This is a genomic window from Sphingomonas sp. Leaf407, from assembly GCF_001425385.1.
In the GTDB taxonomy this organism is placed as follows: Bacteria; Pseudomonadota; Alphaproteobacteria; order Sphingomonadales; family Sphingomonadaceae; genus Sphingomonas.
On the sequence record NZ_LMQO01000003.1, the window covers coordinates 421,055 to 442,208 of the forward strand.

The following is a 21,154-nucleotide window of genomic DNA, read 5'->3' on the forward strand; positions in this document are numbered from 1 at the left end:
ACCCTCTCCCGACCACCCAGCAGGATACTCAAGTGGGTGGTCGGGAGGGGGGAGCGGGCCGGCACCGTAAAACGCGCAACCGCGCTTTTCAAACAGCCTCTTCGCTTGAGCCGATCCCCCGGTTGAGGGCATAGCGGCGGCGCAAGGAGAGGCGGCCGCTATGCCCGACAAGTTCGATGTGATCGTGGTGGGGGCAGGGCTGTCGGGCATCGGCGCGGCGCATCACCTGCAACGGCTGTGCCCCGATCGCAGCTTCGCGGTGCTGGAGGGGCGGGGCGCACTTGGCGGCACATGGGACCTGTTCCGCTATCCCGGCGTGCGATCGGATTCGGACATGTTCACGCTCGGCTACGGCTTTCGGCCATGGGCGGGGGAGAAGGCGATCGCCGATGGCGCGACCATCCGCGACTATATCGCCGACACCGCGCGCGAGAGCGGGATCGATTCGCACATCCGCTATCACCACCGCATGGTCCATGCCGCCTGGTCGAGCGCCGACGCCCGCTGGACGCTGACGATCGAGCGGCCCGACACGGGCGAGACGACGACGCTGTCGTGCGGCTTCCTGTATCTCTGCACCGGCTATTACGATTATGCGCAGGGCTATCGCCCGACCTTCGCCGGGGAGGGGGATTTCGCCGGGACGATCGTCCATCCGCAATTCTGGCCCGCCGATCTCGATTACAGCGGCAAGCAGGTCGTCGTGATCGGCAGCGGCGCGACGGCGGTAACGTTGGTCCCGGCGATGACCGACCGCGCGGCGAAGGTGACGATGCTGCAACGCTCGCCGAGCTATGTGCTGACTACGCCCGCGCGCGATCCGTTGCTGGGCGTCCTGCGCCGGGTGCTGCCGTGGCGTGCCGCATATGGCATCGCCCGCTGGCTGCGGATCGGGATCAGCCAGTATTTCTACGTCCGCTCGCGCCGCAAGCCCGAGGCGGTCCGCCGCTGGCTGCTGAAACAGGTCCGCGCCGCGCTGCCGCCGGGCTATGACGTCAAGAAGCATTTCTCACCCAGCTATGATCCATGGGACCAGCGGCTGTGCATTGTCCCCGACGGCGACCTGTTCCGGGTGATCCGCGAGGGGCACGCCGAGGTCGCGACCGGCCATGTCGACCGTTTCACTGCTAGCGGCATCCGCCTGACCGACGGCACCCACCTCCCCGCCGATGTGGTCGTCACCGCCACCGGCCTCGAACTGCAACTCTTCGGCGCGGCGACGCTGTCGATCGACGGGCAACCGGTCGATCCGAGCAAGGCGATGAACTACAAGGGAATGATGTTCAGCGACCTGCCGAACCTCGCCTATGCGTTCGGCTATACCAACGCCTCGTGGACGCTGCGCGCCGACCTGACCGCCGCCTATGTCTGCCGCCTGCTCAACACGATGAAGGCACGGGGTGCCGTGCAGGCGACGCCGCGTATCGCCGATACCGATCTGACCGAGGAGCCGCTGCTCGACTTCACCTCCAGCTATGTGAAGCGCGGCATCGACCGGTTGCCGCGGCAGGGATCGAAGGCGCCGTGGCGCGTCCGGCAAAGCTATCTGCGCGACCGGATCACGATGCGTTTCGGCGACGTGACCGAGCAGATGGAGTTTCGGTAAGGGGGCGAAAGGCTCTCCCCTCCCTGACAAGGGAGGGGGTGGGGGTGGGTAGGTTTGGGGCGGATGCTGTCGTTCCCTCGCAGGCCGACCCACCCCCGGCCCTTCCCTTGTCAGGGAGGGGAGTCTTTCAGTCCCGAAGCAACACCTCCGCCGCCGCGACCCCGGTCGCATACGCCCCATGCGCGGTCGAAAAGTCGGTCGGCGACACCGCCTCCCCCGCGATCAGGATATGGTCGTGCCGCCGCTCTCCCAGCACCGCGCGCGCATTCGCATGGCCGGGCCGCGCATGGCTGTACGATCCGCCGAAATGGCTCGCCCGGCCCCATGCCGATCCGGCGATCAGCGCCATCCGGTCGACCAGCCTTGCGCCGAGCAACGCTGCCAGTTCCGCCTTCGCGAAGGCTGCCGCGCCGTCCAGCCCCTCGCGCTCCAGCGCCCGCGCGCCGCTGCCGCCGACGAAACATTCGACGACCGGTCGCCCGAACGGGCAGAGATAATAGCTGCCCGTCGCCGCGCGGTGCGGATTGCCGAGCAGATGGCTCTCCGCCGCCAGCCCGTGATCGTCGGGCAGCGCGAAGAACAGCTTGTCGGCCAGCCCCAGCGGCAGGTGGCTCGCGGCATGGAGGCTCGGGTCGAAACACCCCGGCAGCGCGATCCCGCCACGCGACAGCACCGCGGTCGATACGGTGATGATCGCCGCGCGCGCCTTCACGCTGCCGCGCGGCGTGACGATCGCGACGCCGTCCGCGCGTTCCTCGATGCCCCGGACCGGTGTGCCAAGGTACAGCGGCACCGGCGGCAGGCTGGCGGCGACCAGCGTGCCATAGCCATCGGGCAGCCGCCAGTCGTCGTCGGTCGCCGCATCGTCATAGGCAAGGTAATCGGCCACCGAGAGCGAGGCGAGATCGGCCCCGTTCAGATAGCCCGACATCGCATCGAGGAAGCCGTTCCATGGCCCGGCGGGGTCCAGCGCGTCGGCGGCGCGGTCGCTCGCCGGTGGATCATTCCGCAACCGTGCCTCGAACGCGGCGCGCGCGGCATTCGCCGCCTGCCGCTCGGCGGCGGAGAAACCGAGGTCGCGGTACTGCTGGCCCCAGCTCGGACGGCTGCGATCGATCGCGAACCCGACGTCCCCGGCGATGGCGACCCACGGATTGCGCCCGGCCGAATGGAGATAGCCGCAGCCGAGATCGAGCGTCATGCCGTCGATCGTGACGCTATGCGCCCGCCCGCCGACCCGGTCGCCCGCTTCGAACACCGCGACCGATCGCCCGGCGGCATGGAGCGCGCGCGCCGCGCCGATCCCGGCGGCACCGGCTCCGATGATGGCGACGTCGATCATAAGCGCGGGTCCTGTCGTGACGGACCGCTACAGTGCGCCATCCGTGGCCGGGTTCCGCTCAGATGATCCGTAGTTCGCGTGCATTCGCCAGCGCGCCGACCATCGCGCCGTACAGCGGCTTGGGCGCGAAGCGGTCGTCATAGGGGCAGCCACGGTTGATGACCGCATCGGTGCGCGGCTCGAACGTGCGCAGCCAGCTATAGCGGTCGCTCATCCCCCATGCGAGCACGTCGCGCAGTTGCGGGTAGGACAGCATGATGTCGAGATAGGCGCGCGCGAAATCGGCGACCCCCTTGTCGCGCGGGGCGATCGCGGCGGGCAGGCCCTTGTCGCGCACGTCGAATTCGGTGACGATCAGGCGATACCCCATCGCCACCACCGCATCGAGGAAGCGGCGCCATTCGGGCTCCAGCCGCCGCGCCAGCGCGCCGGCATCGGGGCTCGGCGCGAACAGCCCGATATGCGACTGCACCCCCAGCGTATCGACCGGCACGCCGCGCCGGCGAAATCCTTCGAGCAGTTTGAGCACGCCGGCGCGGTGCTTCCCGTTGCCGTCCTCCCAGCTCATATAGTCGTTGTAGACCAGTTCGGCATGCGGCGCGGCGGCGCGGGCGGTGCGGAACGCATGGTCGAGCACCGCCTCGGTCCCGCCCATCGCGGTCGACAGCGACGTGACGCGAAGGGCTCCGGTATCGGGATCGACCGCTTCGTTCACCACGTCATAGCTGGTGATCTTGCGGCCATAGCGGCGGGTGACAGTGTCGATATGGCTGGACAGCACCCGCGCTCCCTCGCTCGCCGGACGCGCGCCGTAATCGTAGTTGTTGAGCCACGCCGGGAACCAGCGCGAATAGGCCCAGAGCAGCGTATGCCCGCGCAAGGCGAAGCCGTTGGCCACCGCCCAGTCGACCATCGGGTCGAACCGGCTGAAATCGAACAGGTCGGGGGCAGGGCGGATCGCCTGCCACTTCATCTCGTTCTCGGGCACCAGCACGCTGCAGTCGCGGCGCAGCAGCGCGGCATAGGCCGGGTTGGCGAACGAGGCGCGATCCGCGCCCGCCGTGCCGAAGGCGAACGCCGATCCGAAGCGCCGCCCGCGCGACTGGGCGGCGGCGTTCAGCGTGTCGGCGGGCGCGGCCAGCGCCGGGGTGGCCCCGGCGGCGAGCAACGCGGCGCCGCCCGCCAGCGCCTGTCGGCGATCGATCATGGTCATGCGGTGACTTGCCTTGCATCGACGGGGGTGTAGCGGGGAACGATCAGGTGGATCACGCCGACCGCGACCAGATAGGCACAGGCGGCGACCAGGAAGATCGGTTGATAGCTGCCGACCGTTTCGAGGATCATGCCCGCGAACTTCGCCATCAACATGCCGCCGACCGCGCCGGCAAGTCCGCCGATCCCGATCACCGATCCCGCCATCCAGCGCGGGAACAGGTCGCCGGGCAAGGCATAGAGGTTGGCCGAAAACCCCTGATGTCCGGCGCAGGCGAGGCCGATCAGCCCTACCGCGATCCACATGCTGGGCGCATGGGTCGCAAAGGCGATCGGCACCGCGCACAGCGCCGCGCAGACCATCGCCGTCTTGCGGCCCCGCCCGATCGACATGCCCCGCCCGATCAACCGGGTGCTGAGCCACCCGCCCGCCACCGATCCGACATCGGCGAGCAGATAGACCGCGATCAGCGGCGGCCCGAACTGCTTCATCGACAGGTTGAACGATTTGGCGAAATAATCGGGCAGCCAGAACAGGAAGGTCCACCACACCGGATCGATCAGGAACCGCCCGGCGATATAGGCCCAGGTCTGGCGGATGCGGAACATCCGGCTCCACGGCACCGCCCGCTGCGGCTCGACCGGATCGGCCTCGATCCACGCCAGTTCCTCCGCCGATAGCGACGCCTTGTCGCGCGGCCGGCGATAGAAGCCGAACCATGCCGCCAGCCACACCAGCGACAGTGCGCCGGTGATCCAGAACGCGGCGCGCCACCCAAGATCGAGCGTCACGACGATGAACGGCACCAGCAGCGGCGTCAGCAGCGCGCCGACGTTCGACCCGGCGTTAAAGATGCCGATGGCCAGCGCCCGCTCGCGCTTGGGAAACCATTCGTTGGTCGCGGCGATCGCGGCGGGGAAGGTGCCCGCCTCGCCCGCCGCCAGCGGCATCCGCGCGAGTATCATGCCGCTGGTCGAGGTAAAGGCGGTGTGCAGCACATGGCCGACCGTCCACACGATCATCGCCAGCGCATAGCCGGCCTTCGCTCCCACCTTGTCGACGATCCGCCCGGCGACGACATAGGCGAGGCCATAGGCAAGCTGGAAATAGAAGGCGAGATCGGCATAGCCCGTTTCCGACCAGCCATAGGTCTGCGCCAGATCGGGTTTGAGCACTGCCAGCACCAGCCGGTCGACATAGGACAGCACGACCGCGAAGAAGAGCAGCGCACACACGATCCAGCGCACCCGGCCGGCCGGCTTGGCCAGCGGCGGCAGCGAGGAGGCCGGCGATTCGGGCGGATTCGGGGACATGCGCTCTCCTGTACGCCACGTTCTCTGACGTGGTAGCGCTACCATGACCGTCATGCTATGCCACTGTCAACGCCGTCGGTCAGACGGGACGAGAAAGAGGATGCGGCATGGTGAAATGGATCGGGCTGGTCGCGCTGGCGGGTATGCTGTGGAGCGCGCCAGCGTGCGCCGAGGATGGCTATGACCTGTGGCTGCGCTATCGCGCGTCGCCCGCCACGACCGCGCAGGCTGCCGTAGCGACCGGCGTGGTGCGCGACGAACGCGACCCGACGATCGATCTCGCCGCCGCCGAACTGGCGCGCGGATTGTCGGGGCTGATCGGGCGCAGCGTCGGCGAATCGGCGATCGGCGACGGCAGCGTGGTGATCGGCACGCCGCGTTCGCCGCGCATCGCTGCGCTGCGCCTGCCGCTCGAAGGGCTGGGGCGAGAGGGCTATGTGCTGCGCTCGGCAACCATCGACGGCCGGCGGGTGACGGTGGTCGCCGCCAACGCGCCGGTCGGCGTGCTGTACGGCAGCTTCCGGTTGCTGCGCACGCTCCAGACCGGGGCGTCGATCGCCGCGCTGAACGTGCGCGACCGGCCGAAACTCGATTTGCGCCTCCTCAACCACTGGGACAATCCCGATCGCTATGTCGAGCGCGGCTATGCCGGGCGGTCGCTGTGGGACTGGCAGAAACTGCCCGGCTTCGCCGATCCGCGCTATACCGAATACGCCCGCGCCAACGCCTCGATCGGGATCAACGGCACGGTCCTCAACAACGTCAACGCCAGTGCCGACATGCTGACCCCGGCGTTCCTGCCGAAGATCGAGACGCTCGCCGGCATCTTCCGGCCATGGGGGATCAAGGTCTATCTGTCGGCGCGCTTCTCTGCCCCGATCGAGGTCGGCGGCCTCAAGACCGCCGATCCGCTCGACCCGCAGGTCGCGGCATGGTGGAAGGCGAAGGCCGATGAGATCTACGCGCGCATTCCCGATTTCGGCGGCTTTCTGGTCAAGGCCAATTCGGAAGGCCAGCCGGGCCCCGGCGACTATCACCGCAGCCATGCCGAGGGGGCGAACATGCTCGCCGCCGCGCTCAAGCCGCACGGCGGCGTCGTGATGTGGCGTGCGTTCGTCTATGCCAGCGAAAAGCCCGAGGACCGCGTCCGTCAGGCCTATAGCGAGTTCGCGCCATTGGACGGCAAGTTCGCCGACAACGTCATCGTCCAGGTCAAGAACGGCGCGATCGATTTCCAGCCGCGCGAACCCTTCCACCAGCTTTTCGGCGCGATGCCGCGCACGCCGCTGATGATGGAAGTGCAGATCACCAAGGAATATTTGGGCTTCGCCACCCATCTCGCCTATCTCGGCACGATGTGGGAGGAGGTGCTCAAGAGCGACACCTACCGCCCCCGTGCCGGCACCACCGTCGCCGACACGCTCGAACGCCCGGTGCGGCCCGGCGCGCCGACCGGCATCGCCGGGGTGGCCAACATCGGCACCGACCGCAACTGGTCGGGATCGCAGTTCGATCAGGCCAACTGGTACGCCTTCGGCCGGTTGGCGTGGGACCCGCAGGGGTCGGCCGGCGAGATCGCACGCGACTGGGCGGCGACGACGTGGAGCCCCGATCCGGCGGTCGTCGCCCCCGTCACCGCGATGATGCTGCGCTCGCGCGAGGCGGTGGTCGATTACATGATGCCGCTCGGCCTCAACCATCTCTTCGCGACCGGCCATCATTATGGCCCGGGGCCATGGGTGAACGATCTGGCGCGCGAGGACTGGAACCCGACCTATTTCCACAAGGCCGACCGCAGCGGCATCGGCTTCGACCGGACCCGCACCGGCAGCGACGCGGTGTCGCAATATGCCCCGGCGCTGACGCGGACCTGGGGCGATCCGAAGCGGGTTCCCGAAAAGCTGCTGCTGTGGTTCCATCACGTCTCGTGGGACCGGCGGATGGAATCGGGCCGGACGCTGTGGGAGGAACTGGTGGCGCACTACGATCACGGCGTGGCCGAGGTCGCGGCGATGCAGGAACAATGGGCCGCGCTGGAGGGCAAGGTCGATCCGCAGCGCTTTGCCGAAGTCACGCAGTTCCTCGCCATCCAGCGCGGCGAGGCACAATGGTGGCGCGACGCCTCCATCGCCTATTTCGCCGAGGTGTCGGGCCGGCCGCTTCCTGCCGGCACCGTGCCCCCGCCGCAGCCGCTCGCCTATTACAAGGCGATCCGCACCCCCTATGCGCCGGGCAACGGCAAATGATCTTCGCGCTCGATCCCGCCGCCGCGCCGCGTACCGCGCGGATCGGGACCGAGCGTGAGCCGCTGCTGCTGATCGACGGCGCGCTGCTCGATCCGCAGCGGCTGGTCGAGATCGCCGCCGCCGGCAGCTTCGCTCCGGCCTATGGCCCGGCAGGCGGCTATCCCGGCATCCGAGCGCCGATGCCGAGCGCCTATGCCGATACCGTGGTCCGCGCGCTCGACCCGCTGTTGCGCGATGCCTTTGCATTGAGCGACGTCCGGCTCGGGCGTGCCGAATGTTCGTTCTCGATCGTGACCCGCCCCGCCGCCGACCTCGTCCCCACGCAGCGCGCGCCGCATGTCGACACGGTCGATCCGCTCCAGTTCGCCATCCTCCATTATCTGTGCGATCCGGCGCATGGCGGCACCGCCTTCTATCGTCACCGCGCGACCGGGTATGAAACGCTGACCGCCGATCGCCTGCCGCAGTATGAAGCGGTGCGGGCAGGGGAGGCGGACCCACCCGGCTATATCGACGGCACCACCCCCGCATTCGAACAGACCGCGATCGTCGCGGGCCGCTGGAACCGGCTGGTCGTCTATCGCAGCCGGGTGCTGCATTCGGGGCAGGTCCATGGGGCACTCGATCCCGACCCGCGCCGGGGGCGGCTGACCGCGAACATCTTCCTGACCTACCGCGCGAATGGGTAGCGCACGATCGCCCCGGCGCCGTCGCGGAACCCAATGATGGAGAGGTGGCGGAGCATCATGGTGCCCGGAACCGCTGGTGACCCCTACGAGAATCGAACTCGTGCTTACGCCGTGAGAGGGCGTCGTCCTAACCGCTAGACGAAGGGGCCGTGTAGCGGAGCGCGGCCTCTATGCCCGATCGCCGTTGCCGTCAAGCGGCTTGTCGGCGGGAGCAAACGCCTTTTGTCATCGGTCGCCCGGGAAAAGTTGCGGAATGATATTCATCTCCGCGAAACCTTTCGCGCGTTCCGGCTTTGAAACGCCAAACTCTCCATGATCGGATCATCGCATGAGCAAGGCCGTTCCCGTCATCCTTTCGCTGATTCCGCTGGCCGCCGTCATCGGTGCCTGCGTGGCCTGCCCGTAAAGCCCCACCGCTTGCCACACACCATAACGAAAAAGGCCGCCGGGATCGCTCCCGACGGCCTTTTCCATTAATCCCGAAGGACAGGGCTGGATCAGCCCTGCTGGCCCTCGTCCGCGTCGTCGCGGGCGATGTCGCCCGGCTCGGCGTTGGGGTCATAATCCTCGGTGAAGCCGGCGTCGTCACGCTCGAACATCGATGCCATGACATCGACGCCCTGCGCCTGCATCTCGGCCTCTTCGGGCGAGCGCGCGACGTTGACCTTGACGATCGTCGTCACTTCGGGGTGCAGCGCGACCTTCACGTCGTACAGGCCGATGGCCTTGATCGGACGGTCGAGCACGACCTGCGACTTGTCGACCTTGTGGCCGTCGGCGACGAGCGCGTCGACCAGATCGCGAACTGCGACCGAACCGTAGAGCTGGCCGGTGTTCGACGACTGACGGATCAGCGTGACCGACACGCCTTCCAGCGTCTTGGCTTCGGCTTCCGCGTCGGTACGACGGGCGGCGTTGTCGGCGACGATCCGGTCACGGTTCGCCTCGAACACCTTCTTATTGGCTTCGTTGGCGCGCAGCGCCTTCTTGCGCGGCAGCAGGAAATTCCGGGCGAACCCGTCCTTCACCTTCACCACGTCGCCGATGGCGCCGAGCTTCTCGACGCGCTCCAGCAGAATGACGTCCATGGGGGCGCTCCTTACTTAACGATGTAGGGCAGCAGGCCCAGATGACGGGCGCGCTTGATGGCCTGGGCCAGTTCGCGCTGCTTCTTCGCGCTCACCGACGTGATGCGTGAGGGGACGATCTTGCCACGCTCGGACACGAAGCCCTGCAGCAGCCGGACATCCTTATAGTCGATCCGGGGAGCGTCCTTCGCGGAGAAGGGGCAGCTCTTGCGGCGGCGGAAAAACGGACGTGCCATGGGTGTTCTTCCTTACGCTTCGGCGTCGGCGGGGGCCGACTGCTCGCGGTCGCGGCGCGGGCCGCGGTCATCACGGTCGCGGCCACCGCGACGTTCGCCACGCTCCGAACGCTCGCTCTTGCGCATCATCACGGTCGGACCTTCCTCGTGGCCGTCAACCTTGACGGTCATGAAGCGGATCACGTCCTCGTTGATCTGCGTCTGACGCTCCAGCTCGGCCACGACGTCGCCCGGCGCGTCGATTTCGAGCATGACGTAATGCGCCTTGCGGTTTTTCGCGATGCGATAGGCGAGGCTGCGCAGGCCCCAGGTCTCGGTCTTCACGACCTTGCCGTTCATGTCCTGAACAATTTTCGTGGCGGTTTCCGCCAGCGCGTCCACCTGCGCCTGTGCCAGATCCTGGCGCGCAAGGAACACGTGCTCGTAGAGAGCCATATTCTGATCCGTCTGTTGGCCGATCGCTGACGCCGCGCCAATCGCGGTCGCCCCTCCGGCTGTCGTCGTCAAATGCAATCCGGGGCGGCAGGTACGACCTGCCACCCCGGATGCTCATGGCCCATACCCGAATCGGGCAGGAAAGCAAGGTCAGTTCAGGATCGCGCCGCCGATCACCGCGCCGATGACCCCACTGGCCAGCGCGACCAGCACCGCGTCGTTGCCCGAGCGCACCCACTGATAGCCGCGCGGCGGGGCATAGACGCCGCGCTGGCGATAGCTGCGGTAATCGATCACCCGGTAGTTGGCGGCGCGGTTGCGGTCGAACCGCTGGCCGCGCTGCCACTTGGCATAGCGTGCCGGCTGCTGACGGACCACCGTCTTGCGGACGTTCTGGCCGTGGCGGTTCTTTTCGACCACGACCGTGCGGCCGGGGCGTTCCTTGATGACGGTGCGGCCCTGCGCCGACGCTGCCATCGGGGTGGCGAACAACGACGCGGTCATCGCGGCAAGGATCAGCTTCTTCATCGTACAGGCTCCTGATTGCGTTTCGATGAAGCCAAGATGGGCGCCCCGTGTCGCAGGCGTTTGTCGCAAATGCCGCAAAACGGTCGCATCCTGTCGCGAGCCCGCCCCTTGCGTTCAGCTTGGCCGAGCGATTAGGCGCGCGGGCTTGGAATTTGCAGGAGAGACGGCGATGCGGGCATTCATCTTCCCAGGGCAAGGCAGCCAGTCGGTCGGCATGGGCGCAGCCTTGGCCGCTGCCAGCCCCTATGCGCGCGAAGTGTTTCAGGAGGTCGACGACGCGCTCGGCCAGCATCTCTTTCGCCTGATGGCCGACGGCCCCGACGCCGACTTGCTGCTGACCGAAAATGCCCAGCCCGCGATCATGGCTAATGCCATCGCGACGCTGCGCGTGCTGGAGCGCGAGGGCGGCATCCGCTTGGCCGAAAAGGCCGATTTCGTGGCGGGCCACTCGCTCGGCGAATATACCGCGCTGTGCGCGGCCGGTGCGCTCGACCTGTCGACCACCGCGCGGCTACTGAAGCTGCGCGGACAGGCGATGCAGGCGGCGGTGCCGGTGGGCGAGGGGGCGATGGCCGCGCTGCTCGGCGCCGATCTCGCCAAGGCGCAGGCGCTGGCGGAAGCGGCCGCGCAGGGCGACGTCTGCACCGTCGCCAACGACAATGATCCGTCGCAAGTGGTGATCTCGGGCGCGAAGGCCGCGATCGACCGCGCGGTGCCGCTGGCCAAGGAAATGGGCATCAAGCGCGCGGTGATTCTGCCGGTGTCGGCCCCGTTCCACTGCCCGCTGATGCAGCCCGCCGCTGATGCAATGGCCGAGGCGCTGGCGAAGGTGACGCTGTCTGCCCCGCTGGTCCCGCTCTACGCCAACGTCACCGCCGCCCCGGTGGCCGATGCCGATACGATCCGTCGCCTGCTGGTCGAACAGGTGACGGGCATGGTCCGCTGGCGCGAATCGGTGCTGGCAATGCAGGACGCGGGCGTCACCGACTTCGTCGAACTGGGCGGCAAGGTGCTCGGCACGATGGTAAAACGCATCGCCCCCGACGCCACTGTCACCAGCGTCACAACGATGGCCGACATCGAGGCTTTGGTCGGGCGGTTGTAAGGTCGGTTCACGCGGAGGCGCGGAGACGCGGAGGCGCGGAGACGCGGAGACGCGGAGGCGCGGAGACGCGGAGACGCGGAGGAAGTATGGACCTGGAAGCGGTTTCCGGTGATGTGGTCGACGTTGCCCTGCGACTGCACCGGGAACTGGGGCCGGGGCTTCTCGAAAGCGTCTATGAAATGCTGCTTGCAGGACGGCTCGAAGCAATGGGCTACGCCGTCGTCCGGCAACAGCCGATCGACGTCATCTTCGACGGCCTCCGCTTTGAAAAAGCATTCAAGATTGATCTGTTGGTGGCCGGACGGCTGCTGATCGAGATAAAATCGGTCGAAAAGCTCCTTCCGGTCCATGGGAAGCAATTGCTGACCTATTTGCGCCTGACCAAACAGCCCGTAGGGCTACTCATCAATTTCGGCGGCGAAACGCTCAAGGAGGGGCTGCGCCGGATCGTCAACGACTACCGCCCCTCCGCCCCTCCGCGCCTCCGCGTGAATCAATCTTCCGGAGAATAACGATGTTCGACCTAACGGGAATGACCGCTCTCGTCACCGGCGCCAGCGGCGGCCTCGGTTCCGCCATCGCCAAGGGCCTTGCCGCGCAGGGTGCGCGCCTCGCGCTGTCCGGCTCCAACCAGGCCAAGCTCGAAGCCTTCGCCGCTACCCTTCCCGGCGATCACGTCACGCTCGTCTGCGACCTGTCCGACGGCGCGCAGGTCGACGCGCTGGTGCCGCAGGCGGTGGCGGCGCTCGGCAAGCTCGACATCCTCGTCAACAACGCCGGCGTCACCCGCGACAACCTCGCGATGCGGATGAAGGACGATGAATGGGATCAGGTGATCCGCGTCAATCTCGAAGCCGCGTTCCGCCTCTGCCGCGCCGCCGCCCGGCCGATGATGAAGGCGCGCTTCGGCCGCATCGTCTCGATCACCTCGGTCGTCGGGCAGACCGGCAATCCGGGGCAGGCCAATTACGCCGCGTCAAAGGCCGGCCTCGTCGGCATGTCCAAGGCGCTGGGCCAGGAACTCGCCAGCCGCGGCATCACCGTCAACTGCGTCGCCCCCGGCTTCATGGCCTCGGCGATGACCGAGGTGCTGCCCGAGGCGCAGAAAACCGCCCTGCTGGGCAAGATTCCCACCGGGGCGCTCGGCACGGGCGATGACGTGGCGGCGGCGGTCGCCTATCTTGCCAGCCGCGAGGCCGGGTACGTTACCGGGCAGACGATCCATGTGAACGGCGGGATGGCGATGGTATGAGCGTATTTCTGATGGTCGCGGCGATGGCGGCGGCGGGCGACGGCAATGTCGTCAAATGCGCGGTCGCCAAGATGCCGAAGCTCGAACTGGCGAAGCTCCAGCAGGGCATGATCGTCGGCGTGCTGGAGGGCAAGAAACCCGCCCCGCCGATCGAGGCGCTGGTGAAGAAGGCGCGCGCCCATGCCGCCACCTGCCAGCCGGGCACCGGCAAGGCCGATACCCGCGCGGGCGAACTGGTCGTCACCAGCATCGCGGTCGAGGCACTGGCCTCCGGGCTCGGCGCCAACGGCGTCGATCCGGTGGCGATCAACCGCCGCCTCAGCCAGACCCCGCCCGCCGTCCTCAACGCCTTCCTCGCGCGCAAGCAGACGGCGGAGGTGGATGCGTTCATGAACGGCATGCTGGAACTGGCCGGTGCCAAGAAGGCGCAGGTGCGCGTGCAGCGGCTGATGGGCGGCTATGCGTTCAACGCCGCGACGCTGGCCCGGCTGTTCGCATCGCGCGCGGCCTGAGGGTTCGGTTGAAAACTGGCGGAGGGGGGCGCCGGTGCCGCGAAATGCGCTTCGGCGCATTTCCGAACGGACCCCGATGAAGCCGCGCCGGGTCTTGCGCGCGGCATTCGTGCGTTCTAGGGGCGTTCAGGAATACACCCCGCAGGTGAAGAGGGAATGAATATGAGCGAGACCGCCGAGCGCGTGAAGAAAATCGTCGTCGAGCATCTGGGCGTCGAAGCCGAGAAGGTCACCGAGGACGCGAGCTTCATCGACGATCTGGGCGCGGACAGCCTCGACATCGTCGAGCTGGTCATGGCGTTCGAGGAAGAATTCGGGGTCGAGATTCCCGACGATGCCGCCGAGAAGATCACGACCGTCAAGGACGCGATCACCTATATCGACGAGCACAAGGGCTGATCCGGCCGGGGCGGCCTGGAGCCGCCCCGCCGACATGCCAGAGAGTTTCACGGCCCCCCGTCCCGGCGTAAAGCCATGGGCGGGGGGTCGTTCGTATCGACGCTGAACGAAAGAGGAATGCCCATGCGCCGCGTAGTCGTGACCGGCCTCGGCCTCGTGACCCCGCTGGGTGCCGAGGTCGAGGTCGCCTGGAAGAACCTGATCGCCGGTAAATCGGGCGCGGGGCCGATCACCCATTTCGATGCGTCGAACCAGAAGTGCCGCATCGCGTGCGAAGTGAAGCCCGCCGGCCATGAATATGGCTTCGACGCAGGGCTGCGCGTCGATCACAAGATCCAGCGGCAGGTCGATCCGTTCATCGTCTTCGGCATCGACGCCGCCGGACAGGCGCTGGAAGACGCCGGCCTGACCGACATGACCGAGGAAGAGCGCTACCGCGCCGGCTGCTCGATCGGTGCCGGCATCGGCGGCCTGCCCGGCATCGCCAGCGAATCGCTGGTGTGCGAGAACAAGGGCCCGTCGCGCGTCAGCCCGCACTTCGTCCACGGCCGGCTCATCAACCTGATCTCGGGTCAGGTTTCGATCAAATACGGGTTGATGGGGCCGAACCACGCCGTCGTCACCGCCTGTTCGACCGGCGCGCACTCGATCGGCGACGCCGCGCGGATGATCGCGATGGACGATGCCGACGTGATGCTCGCCGGCGGTTCGGAGGGCGCGATCTGCCCCTTGGGCATCGCCGGCTTTGCGCAGGCGCGTGCGCTGTCGACCGCGTTCAACGATAGCCCCGAAAAGGCATCGCGCCCCTATGACCGCGACCGCGACGGCTTCGTGATGGGCGAGGGTGCCGGTGTCGTCGTGCTTGAGGAATATGAGCGCGCCAAGGCGCGTGGTGCCAAGATCTATGCCGAAGTCATCGGCTATGGCCTGTCGGGCGACGCCTATCACGTAACGGCACCGCATCCGCAGGGGTCGGGCGCGTTCCGGTCGATGGAAATGGCGATGCGCAAGTCGGGCCTGTCGCTGACCGACATCGACTATATCAACGCGCACGGCACCTCGACTCCGCTGGGCGACGAGCTGGAGCTGGGCGCGGTGCGGCGGTTGTTCGGCGATGCGATCGGCGACATCGCCATGTCGTCGACCAAGTCGGCGATTGGCCATCTGCTGGGCGGCGCGGGCGCGGTCGAGAGCATCTTCTGCATCCTTGCGATGCGCGACGGCATCGTGCCGCCGACGCTCAATCTCGACAATCCGTCGGAAAATTGCGCGGGCGTCAACCTCGTCCCCCACACCGCGCAGGAGCGCAAGGTGAAGGCGGTGCTGAACAACTCGTTCGGCTTCGGCGGCACCAACGCTTCGCTGGTGATGAAGGCGCTCTGAGCCCCATGCGCCGGATCGGTTGCCTCGGCCTGATCGTCGGACTGCTCGGGATCGCCGCGCTGTTTGTCGTGATGCAGGGCTGGGGCGGGGCCGGTCCGGCGACGCGGACGCTGACCGTCGTCATCCCCGAAGGCGCGAGCCTGACGGCGGCGGCGGGCGAACTGGAAAAGGCCGGGGCGATCCGCTCTGCCGATCGCTTCCGCCTCTACGCCCGTTTCCTCGGCAGCGGCGATCCGATCCGCGCCGGCGAGTATCAGGTGCCCGCCGGCCTCAGCCAGTCGGACATCCTGAAACTGCTGCAAGGCGGCCGCACGCTACGCCGCTTCGTCACCGTCCCCGAAGGCTGGCCGTCGGTGCTGGTGCAGGAAGCGGTCGCCAAGGCACCCCAGTTGGAGGGGCCGACCCCGCTTCCGCCCGAAGGCAGCATCCTGCCCGACAGCTATGATTATCAGCGCGGTGACACCCGCGCCGCCTATGTCGCGCGGATGCAGGCGGCGATGGACCGCTACCTCACCGCCGCATGGGCCAGCCGCAAGCCGACCACGGTCGCCAAGACCCCGCGCGAGGCGATCATCCTCGCCTCGATCGTCGAGAAGGAGACGGGCAAGCCGTCCGAACGGCGGATGGTCGCGGCGGTCTATTCCAACCGGCTCCGCATCGGCATGCCGCTTCAGGCCGACCCGACCGTCATCTACCCGATCACGAAGGGCAAGCCGCTCGGCCGACGCATCCTGCGCTCCGAACTGCTGGCGAAGAATGGCTACAACACCTATGCCTCGCGTGGGCTGCCGGTCGGGCCGATCGCCAACCCCGGCCGTGCCTCGATCGACGCGGTGCTCGATCCCGAGGACAGCAAGGCGCTGTATTTCGTGGCCGACGGCAGCGGCGGCCATGTGTTCGCGAACACGCTTGCCGAACACAATGCCAACGTCCAGAAATGGTATGCCATTCGGCGGGCGCGGGGAGAGATGTGATGCGGAGGATGGTGCTGGTTGCCGCGCTGGGCGTGGTCGCGCAGCCCGCCGTCGCCTGCACCGTCTCCAGTCCCTATCGCCCGCTAACTGCGCGTCCGGCGGGTACCCAGACCGCGCTGCTGGTCGATGTCGTGTCGCTCGACCTGCGCCGCTATCCCGCGATCGCCACGGTCCGCATCGTGCGCGGCGGCAAGCCCGTCATCCGCACCATCCCCTATTGGCGCGCGATCTGCGGCGGCCGCCGCGATCCGGCGAAGGGCGACCGGCTGGTCGTCTATCTACACGGGTCCGACGCGCTCGGCTGGGCGACGCCGGCCGAGGCGAAGAGGCTCGAGCGCAGTTTCGGCTGAACCCTGCTCTCCTCCCTGACAAGGGAGGGGCCGGGGGTGGGTAGGCCCGCGAGGGAACGGCTCACCTGCCACCGGCCGACCCACCCCCAACCCAGTTTCGGGTGAACAGTGCCCCGCACTGTTCAGGTCATGCCGGGGGCATGACCGACCCGAAACTCTTGTCAGGGAGGGGACGGACTTGTTCCGGGGTCCACCGTGCCGCGAACGCACGGATCGCGGTGTGTGCGGAACCGTGGACCCCGGAACAAGTCCGGGGTGACGGTAGCGGTCGCTACAGGGCGGCCGCTACACTAACTCTCACCCCCGCAACCCACTCGCCGCATGCGCGCGCGTTTCGGTTTCGGCATGGGTCGCGCCGACGATCCAGCTTCCGCCGACGCACAGCACCGGATCGAACGCCAGCCATTCGGGCGCGCTCGCCTCGGTGATCCCGCCGGTCGGGCAGAATTTCGCCTGATAGAAGGGCGCGGCCAGCGCCTTGAGCGCCTTCAGCCCGCCCGACGCCTCGGCCGGAAAGAATTTGAAATGGGTGAGCCCAAGGTCCAGCCCGCGCATGATGTCGCCGGCATTGGCGATGCCCGGCAGGAACGGCACGCCGCTGTCGAGGATCGGCCGGGCGATTGTCTCGGTCAGGCCGGGCGACACGATGAACTCGCTGCCCGCATCCATCGCCTGCGCGAACTGCTGCGCGCTCACCACGGTCCCGGCACCGACGATCGCGCCCTCGACCTTCTTCATCTCGGCGATCGCTTCCAGCGCGGCGGGGGTGCGCAGCGTGACTTCCAGCACGCGCAGGCCGCCCTTCACCAGCGCCTCGGCCATCGGTCGCGCCTGTGCGGCGTCGTGGACGACCAGTACCGGGATGACCGGGCTGGTCTGCATAATCTCGGCAATCGAAACGGTCATCGTGCGTGCTCCTGCGCGAAGGCTGCGGCGGCCCCGAACAGGCCGGGCTGGGGATGGGTGATGAGCTTGACCGGTATCCCGGCCATCAACGTCTGGAACCGCCCCTTGGCGGTGAAGCGCGTGCCGAAGCCCGATTCGAGCAGATGGTCCTTGAGGCGCAGGCCGAGGCCGCCGGCGATCACCACCGCCTTGGCCCCCTGTGCCAGCGCCAGATCGCCCGCGACCGCGCCCAGCGTCAGGCAGAAGCGGTCGAGCGCGGCGACGGCGATGCTGTCGGTCCCCTCCAGCGCGGCGGTCCAGATCGTCTTGTCGTCGCTATGCGGCACCGACACGCCCTCGATCTCGGCCAGCGTCTCATACCATGCCACGATCGACGGCCCGGCGCAGGCGCGTTCGGCCGACCCCCGGCCATGCGCGCGGCGCAACCGCTTGAGCAACGCATCCTCGATCCCGTCGAGTGGCGCGAAATCCTGATGCCCGCCCTCGGTTTCCAGCACATGATAGCGTTCGTCGGTGCGCAGCAACTGCGCCACGCCGAGGCCCGTGCCCGGACCGCAGATCGTCACCACGCCGCGCGTCGGCAATGGCCCTTCCGGGCCGCACAGATGGATGAAATCATCGTCCGACACCTGGGCCACGGCATGGCCGACCGCGCCGAAATCGTTGATGATCGACCACACGTCGACGCCCAGCCGCTCGTTCATCAGCGGCGGGCGGATGATCCACGGATTGTTGGTCAGCTTGATGAGCGTGTCGTTGACCGGCGAGGCGACGGCAAGGCTGGCGGCACGCGGCAGCGGCCGGCCGAGATCACGCTCGAACGCACGCCACGCCAGTTGCAGGCTGCCATGCTCGGCCACCTTCTGCGTGACCGGTTCGCCCAGATGCACCACGCGCCCGCCCGCGACCTCGGCGATGGCGAAGCGCGCGTGCGTTCCGCCGATGTCCACCGCTACGACTTCCATAGCCTCTCCTCTTGTCGTTCTTTGGGGACGGCGGGCTGTTTTACAGCCCCGCCGCCGCCAGCATCGCCGATCCACCGGCTTCCGCCTCGCTGGCACCCTGGCGCATCATCGCGAAAATCTCGCGACCGGTGCCATCGGCGGGCGGCGGCACGGGCACATGCTCGCGCGCGGCCCATTCGTCGGCGGGCACCAGCGCCTCGAGCGTATTGGCATTGGCATCCAGCCGGATGACATCGCCATCGCGCAGCTTACCGATCGGCCCGCCGCCTAGCGCCTCGGGCGACAGGTGGATCGCGGCGGGCACCTTGCCCGACGCGCCCGACATGCGGCCATCGGTGACGAGCGCCACCCGATACCCACGGTTCTGAAGCACGCCCAGCGCCGGGGTCAGCTTGTGCAACTCGGGCATGCCATTGGCCTTGGGCCCCTGATGGCGCACCACCACCACGACGTCGCGGTCGAGTTCGCCCGCCTTGAACGCTGCCTGCACCGATGCCTGGTCGCTGAACACGCGCGCCGGTGCCTCGATCACCCAGCGGTCGCGGTCGACCGCCGATACCTTGATGCAGGCCCGGCCGATATTGCCCGACAGGATGCGGAAGCCGCCTTCCTCGCTGAACGGATCGTCGATCGTGCGGACGATGGTGTCGTCGCCGCTCGTCGGCGCATGGTCGCGCCAGACGAGCTGGTCGTCCTCGATCACCGACTGACGGCCATAGGCGGCCATGCCGTCTTTCGCGATGGTCAGCGTGTCGGCGTGCATCAATCCGCCGCGCAGCAGTTCGCGGATCACGAACGAGGGGCCACCGGCATCCTCGAAGCCGTTCACATCGGCCGATCCGTTGGGATAGACCCGCGTCAGCAGCGGCACGACCTCGCTCAACCGGTTGAAATCCTCCCAGTCGATCACGATCCCCGCCGATCGCGCGATCGCGGGCAGGTGGATCAGGTGGTTGGTCGACCCGCCGGTCGCCAGCAGCACGATGGCGGCGTTGACGATCGCCTTTTCATCGACGACGCGCCCGATCGGGCGATAATCGTCGCCGTCCCAGCCGATCTCGGCGAGGCGATGCACGGCGGCGCGGGTCAGCTCCTGCCGCCGCTTCGTCCCCGGATTGGCGAACGAAGCGTCGGGGACATGCAGCCCCAGCGCTTCCATCATCATCTGGTTGCTGTTCGCGGTGCCGTAAAAGGTACAGGTGCCCTTGCCGTGATACGCCGCGATCTCGGCGTCGAGCAGTTCCTCGCGCCCCACCTTGCCCTCGGCATAGGCTTCGCGCACCGCCGCCTTCTGCTTGTTGGCGATGCCGGTGCGCATCGGCCCGCCGGGGATCAGCACCATCGGCAGGTGGCCGAAGCGCAGCGCGCCCATCAGCAATCCGGGCACGATCTTGTCGCAGATGCCGAGCAGCGCGGCGCCCTCGAACGTGCCATGGCTGAGCGCGATCGCGGTCGACAGCGCGATGGTGTCGCGGCTGAACAGCGACAGCTCCATGCCGGCATAGCCCTGCGTCACGCCGTCGCACATCGCCGGCACGCCGCCCGCGACCTGCGCCGTCACGCCCGCCTCGCGCGCCCACACCTTCATCTGTTCGGGATAGCGGTAATAGGGCGCGTGCGCCGACAGCATGTCGTTATAGGCGGTGACGATGCCGATGTTCATCCGGTTCGCCGGCCGCATCGCGTCGCGATCCTCGTCGGTCCCGGCATAGGCGTGCGCGAGGTTCGCGCAGCCGAGCATCGGCCGGTCGACGCCCGACTCGCGCTCGCGGTCGATCAGCGCGAGGTACGCGGCGCGTCTGTCGCGCGACGCTTCGATGATGCGGTCGGTGACGGCGGCGATCGTGGCGTTCAGGGCCATCATGCGCTCCAGTGAATATCGACGGGAAGTTCGACTTCGGCCAGCACCCGGCCGATGGGATAGGGCGACGACGCCCCCTGATCGATCGCGCGTTCGAGGACCGACTTCTTCTCGTCCCCGGTGATCGCGATCATCAGCGCGCGGGCCGACGCAATTGCCGCATGAGAGAGCGTCACCCGCGCGACCGGTGCCTCGGGCGGCAGCGGATCGGGCATCACGCCCAGCGCGCGGCGCTCCTTGGGGCCGGTCAGCGCTTCGGTGAGGTCGGGGCCGGGGAAGATCGACGCGGTATGTCCGTCGCCGCCCATGCCGAGCAGGCACAGGTCCAGCGGCCAGTGGAGGTCCTGCAACCGCGCGTCGGCGGCGCGCCCGGCGGCCTTGTAGTCCGCCGCTTTCTCGGCGGTCAGCGGGATCACGCGGGCACCCTTGGGCAGAAAGATCTTGGCAAGGCCGGTGACGTTCGACAGCGCGTCGCCCATCGGCACGATGCGATCGTCGGTCGGCACGATCGTCACGCGCTTCCAGTCGATCTTGGCCTTGACCAGCTTGTCATAGATCGGGGCAGGGGTGCGCCCGCCCGCCAGCGCGATCACCGCCGCGCCGCGTGCGTCGATCGCCGATTCGATGATGAACTGGATGTCGCCGGCAAGGGCTGCGGCGAACTCGGCGGGTTCGTCATATTCCCACCATTCGATCTCGGTCATGTCTCTCAATTCCGTAGTATAATGTTCAGCGGGTCAAGCGAGCGACC

22 protein-coding genes and 1 tRNA gene are annotated in these 21,154 nt (G+C 67.8%); 11 read left to right on the plus strand and 12 right to left on the minus strand.

What is annotated here, in order from left to right:
* The first annotated feature begins 160 nt into the window (after positions 1 to 160).
* Positions 161 to 1,606 (plus strand): flavin-containing monooxygenase, encoded by a 1,446-nt coding sequence (locus ASG37_RS11385; RefSeq protein WP_055759895.1) that lies wholly within the window; start codon positions 161 to 163, stop codon positions 1,604 to 1,606.
* A 127-nt stretch (positions 1,607 to 1,733) separates the two neighbouring features.
* On the opposite strand, the gene ASG37_RS11390 is transcribed toward ASG37_RS11385, so the two are convergent.
* The 3 genes from ASG37_RS11390 to ASG37_RS11400 are packed head-to-tail and all read right to left on the minus strand — an operon-like array spanning position 1,734 to position 5,474.
* On the minus strand, positions 1,734 to 2,948 hold the full coding sequence (locus ASG37_RS11390; RefSeq protein WP_055759898.1) for a flavin monoamine oxidase family protein: 1,215 nt from the start codon (positions 2,946 to 2,948) through the stop codon (positions 1,734 to 1,736).
* 58 nt (positions 2,949 to 3,006) lie between these two features.
* The gene (locus ASG37_RS11395) at positions 3,007 to 4,161 is read right to left on the minus strand and encodes an endo-1,4-beta-xylanase (RefSeq protein ID WP_055759901.1); all 1,155 of its coding nucleotides are present in this window, start codon (positions 4,159 to 4,161) and stop codon (positions 3,007 to 3,009) included.
* Complete coding sequence (locus tag ASG37_RS11400; RefSeq protein WP_055759904.1) at positions 4,158 to 5,474, minus strand: MFS transporter; 1,317 nt, start codon at positions 5,472 to 5,474, stop codon at positions 4,158 to 4,160. The genes ASG37_RS11395 and ASG37_RS11400 overlap by 4 nt, the downstream gene beginning before the upstream one ends.
* Positions 5,475 to 5,581: 107 nt before the next feature.
* Between ASG37_RS11400 and ASG37_RS11405 the strand changes: the two genes are divergently transcribed.
* Both ASG37_RS11405 and ASG37_RS11410 read left to right on the plus strand, forming a co-directional pair.
* Positions 5,582 to 7,720: an alpha-glucuronidase family glycosyl hydrolase gene (locus ASG37_RS11405; RefSeq protein WP_200909747.1), complete on the plus strand. Its 2,139-nt coding sequence runs from the start codon at positions 5,582 to 5,584 to the stop codon at positions 7,718 to 7,720.
* On the plus strand, positions 7,717 to 8,409 hold the full coding sequence (locus ASG37_RS11410; RefSeq protein ID WP_055759906.1) for a DUF6445 family protein: 693 nt from the start codon (positions 7,717 to 7,719) through the stop codon (positions 8,407 to 8,409). The genes ASG37_RS11405 and ASG37_RS11410 overlap by 4 nt, the downstream gene beginning before the upstream one ends.
* A 74-nt stretch (positions 8,410 to 8,483) precedes the next feature.
* Here ASG37_RS11410 and ASG37_RS11415 read toward each other — a convergent pair.
* From ASG37_RS11415 to ASG37_RS11435, 5 genes are all read right to left on the minus strand, one after another.
* Positions 8,484 to 8,558 (minus strand) — tRNA-Glu (locus ASG37_RS11415).
* A 348-nt stretch (positions 8,559 to 8,906) separates the two neighbouring features.
* The gene (rplI, locus tag ASG37_RS11420; RefSeq protein WP_055759909.1) at positions 8,907 to 9,497 is read right to left on the minus strand and encodes a 50S ribosomal protein L9; all 591 of its coding nucleotides are present in this window, start codon (positions 9,495 to 9,497) and stop codon (positions 8,907 to 8,909) included.
* 11 nt (positions 9,498 to 9,508) lie between these two features.
* Positions 9,509 to 9,733 carry a 30S ribosomal protein S18 gene (gene rpsR / locus ASG37_RS11425; RefSeq protein WP_010543816.1) on the minus strand — a complete coding sequence of 75 codons (225 nt, stop codon included), beginning with the start codon at positions 9,731 to 9,733 and terminating at the stop codon, positions 9,509 to 9,511.
* 12 nt (positions 9,734 to 9,745) lie between these two features.
* A complete protein-coding gene (gene rpsF / locus ASG37_RS11430) occupies positions 9,746 to 10,168 on the minus strand; it encodes a 30S ribosomal protein S6 (RefSeq protein ID WP_055759912.1) in 423 nt (140 codons plus the stop codon).
* A 150-nt stretch (positions 10,169 to 10,318) separates the two neighbouring features.
* Complete coding sequence (locus tag ASG37_RS11435) at positions 10,319 to 10,696, minus strand: RcnB family protein (protein ID WP_055759915.1); 378 nt, start codon at positions 10,694 to 10,696, stop codon at positions 10,319 to 10,321.
* A gap of 169 nt (positions 10,697 to 10,865) precedes the next feature.
* Here ASG37_RS11435 and fabD point away from each other — a divergent pair, with 169 nt between their 5' ends.
* The 8 genes from fabD to ASG37_RS11475 all read left to right on the plus strand — a co-directional run bounded on the left by fabD (position 10,866) and on the right by ASG37_RS11475 (position 16,671).
* Positions 10,866 to 11,801: an ACP S-malonyltransferase gene (fabD, locus tag ASG37_RS11440; protein WP_055759917.1), complete on the plus strand. Its 936-nt coding sequence runs from the start codon at positions 10,866 to 10,868 to the stop codon at positions 11,799 to 11,801.
* Between the two features lie 86 nt (positions 11,802 to 11,887).
* Entirely contained in the window at positions 11,888 to 12,313 is a 426-nt protein-coding gene (locus tag ASG37_RS11445; RefSeq protein WP_055759920.1) for a GxxExxY protein, read from the plus strand.
* 2 nt (positions 12,314 to 12,315) lie between these two features.
* On the plus strand, positions 12,316 to 13,053 hold the full coding sequence (gene fabG / locus ASG37_RS11450) for a 3-oxoacyl-[acyl-carrier-protein] reductase (RefSeq protein ID WP_055759923.1): 738 nt from the start codon (positions 12,316 to 12,318) through the stop codon (positions 13,051 to 13,053).
* On the plus strand, positions 13,050 to 13,565 hold the full coding sequence (locus ASG37_RS11455) for a hypothetical protein (RefSeq protein WP_055759926.1): 516 nt from the start codon (positions 13,050 to 13,052) through the stop codon (positions 13,563 to 13,565). Before fabG ends, ASG37_RS11455 begins: the two co-directional genes overlap by 4 nt.
* Before the next feature lie 162 nt (positions 13,566 to 13,727).
* Positions 13,728 to 13,964, plus strand: coding sequence for an acyl carrier protein (locus ASG37_RS11460; RefSeq protein WP_055760552.1), 237 nt, complete (start codon positions 13,728 to 13,730; stop codon positions 13,962 to 13,964).
* A 123-nt stretch (positions 13,965 to 14,087) separates the two neighbouring features.
* Positions 14,088 to 15,347, plus strand: a complete 1,260-nt coding sequence (gene fabF, locus ASG37_RS11465) for a beta-ketoacyl-ACP synthase II (protein ID WP_055759929.1) — start codon at positions 14,088 to 14,090, stop codon at positions 15,345 to 15,347.
* A 5-nt stretch (positions 15,348 to 15,352) separates the two neighbouring features.
* On the plus strand, positions 15,353 to 16,321 hold the full coding sequence (mltG, locus tag ASG37_RS11470; protein ID WP_055759932.1) for an endolytic transglycosylase MltG: 969 nt from the start codon (positions 15,353 to 15,355) through the stop codon (positions 16,319 to 16,321).
* Positions 16,321 to 16,671, plus strand: coding sequence for a hypothetical protein (locus ASG37_RS11475; protein ID WP_156349131.1), 351 nt, complete (start codon positions 16,321 to 16,323; stop codon positions 16,669 to 16,671). Before mltG ends, ASG37_RS11475 begins: the two co-directional genes overlap by 1 nt.
* 297 nt (positions 16,672 to 16,968) lie before the next feature.
* Here ASG37_RS11475 and eda read toward each other — a convergent pair whose 3' ends face one another.
* Genes eda through pgl form a run of 4 tightly spaced genes read right to left on the minus strand, consistent with a single transcriptional unit; the run spans position 16,969 to position 21,107 of the window.
* Positions 16,969 to 17,577: a bifunctional 4-hydroxy-2-oxoglutarate aldolase/2-dehydro-3-deoxy-phosphogluconate aldolase gene (eda, locus tag ASG37_RS11480; protein WP_055759936.1), complete on the minus strand. Its 609-nt coding sequence runs from the start codon at positions 17,575 to 17,577 to the stop codon at positions 16,969 to 16,971.
* Positions 17,574 to 18,542 carry a glucokinase gene (locus ASG37_RS11485; RefSeq protein WP_055759939.1) on the minus strand — a complete coding sequence of 323 codons (969 nt, stop codon included), beginning with the start codon at positions 18,540 to 18,542 and terminating at the stop codon, positions 17,574 to 17,576. The genes eda and ASG37_RS11485 overlap by 4 nt, the downstream gene beginning before the upstream one ends.
* Positions 18,543 to 18,582: 40 nt before the next feature.
* Entirely contained in the window at positions 18,583 to 20,406 is a 1,824-nt protein-coding gene (edd, locus tag ASG37_RS11490) for a phosphogluconate dehydratase (RefSeq protein WP_055759942.1), read from the minus strand.
* On the minus strand, positions 20,403 to 21,107 hold the full coding sequence (gene pgl / locus ASG37_RS11495; RefSeq protein WP_055759945.1) for a 6-phosphogluconolactonase: 705 nt from the start codon (positions 21,105 to 21,107) through the stop codon (positions 20,403 to 20,405). The genes edd and pgl overlap by 4 nt, the downstream gene beginning before the upstream one ends.
* Between the last annotated feature and the right edge of the window lie 47 nt (positions 21,108 to 21,154).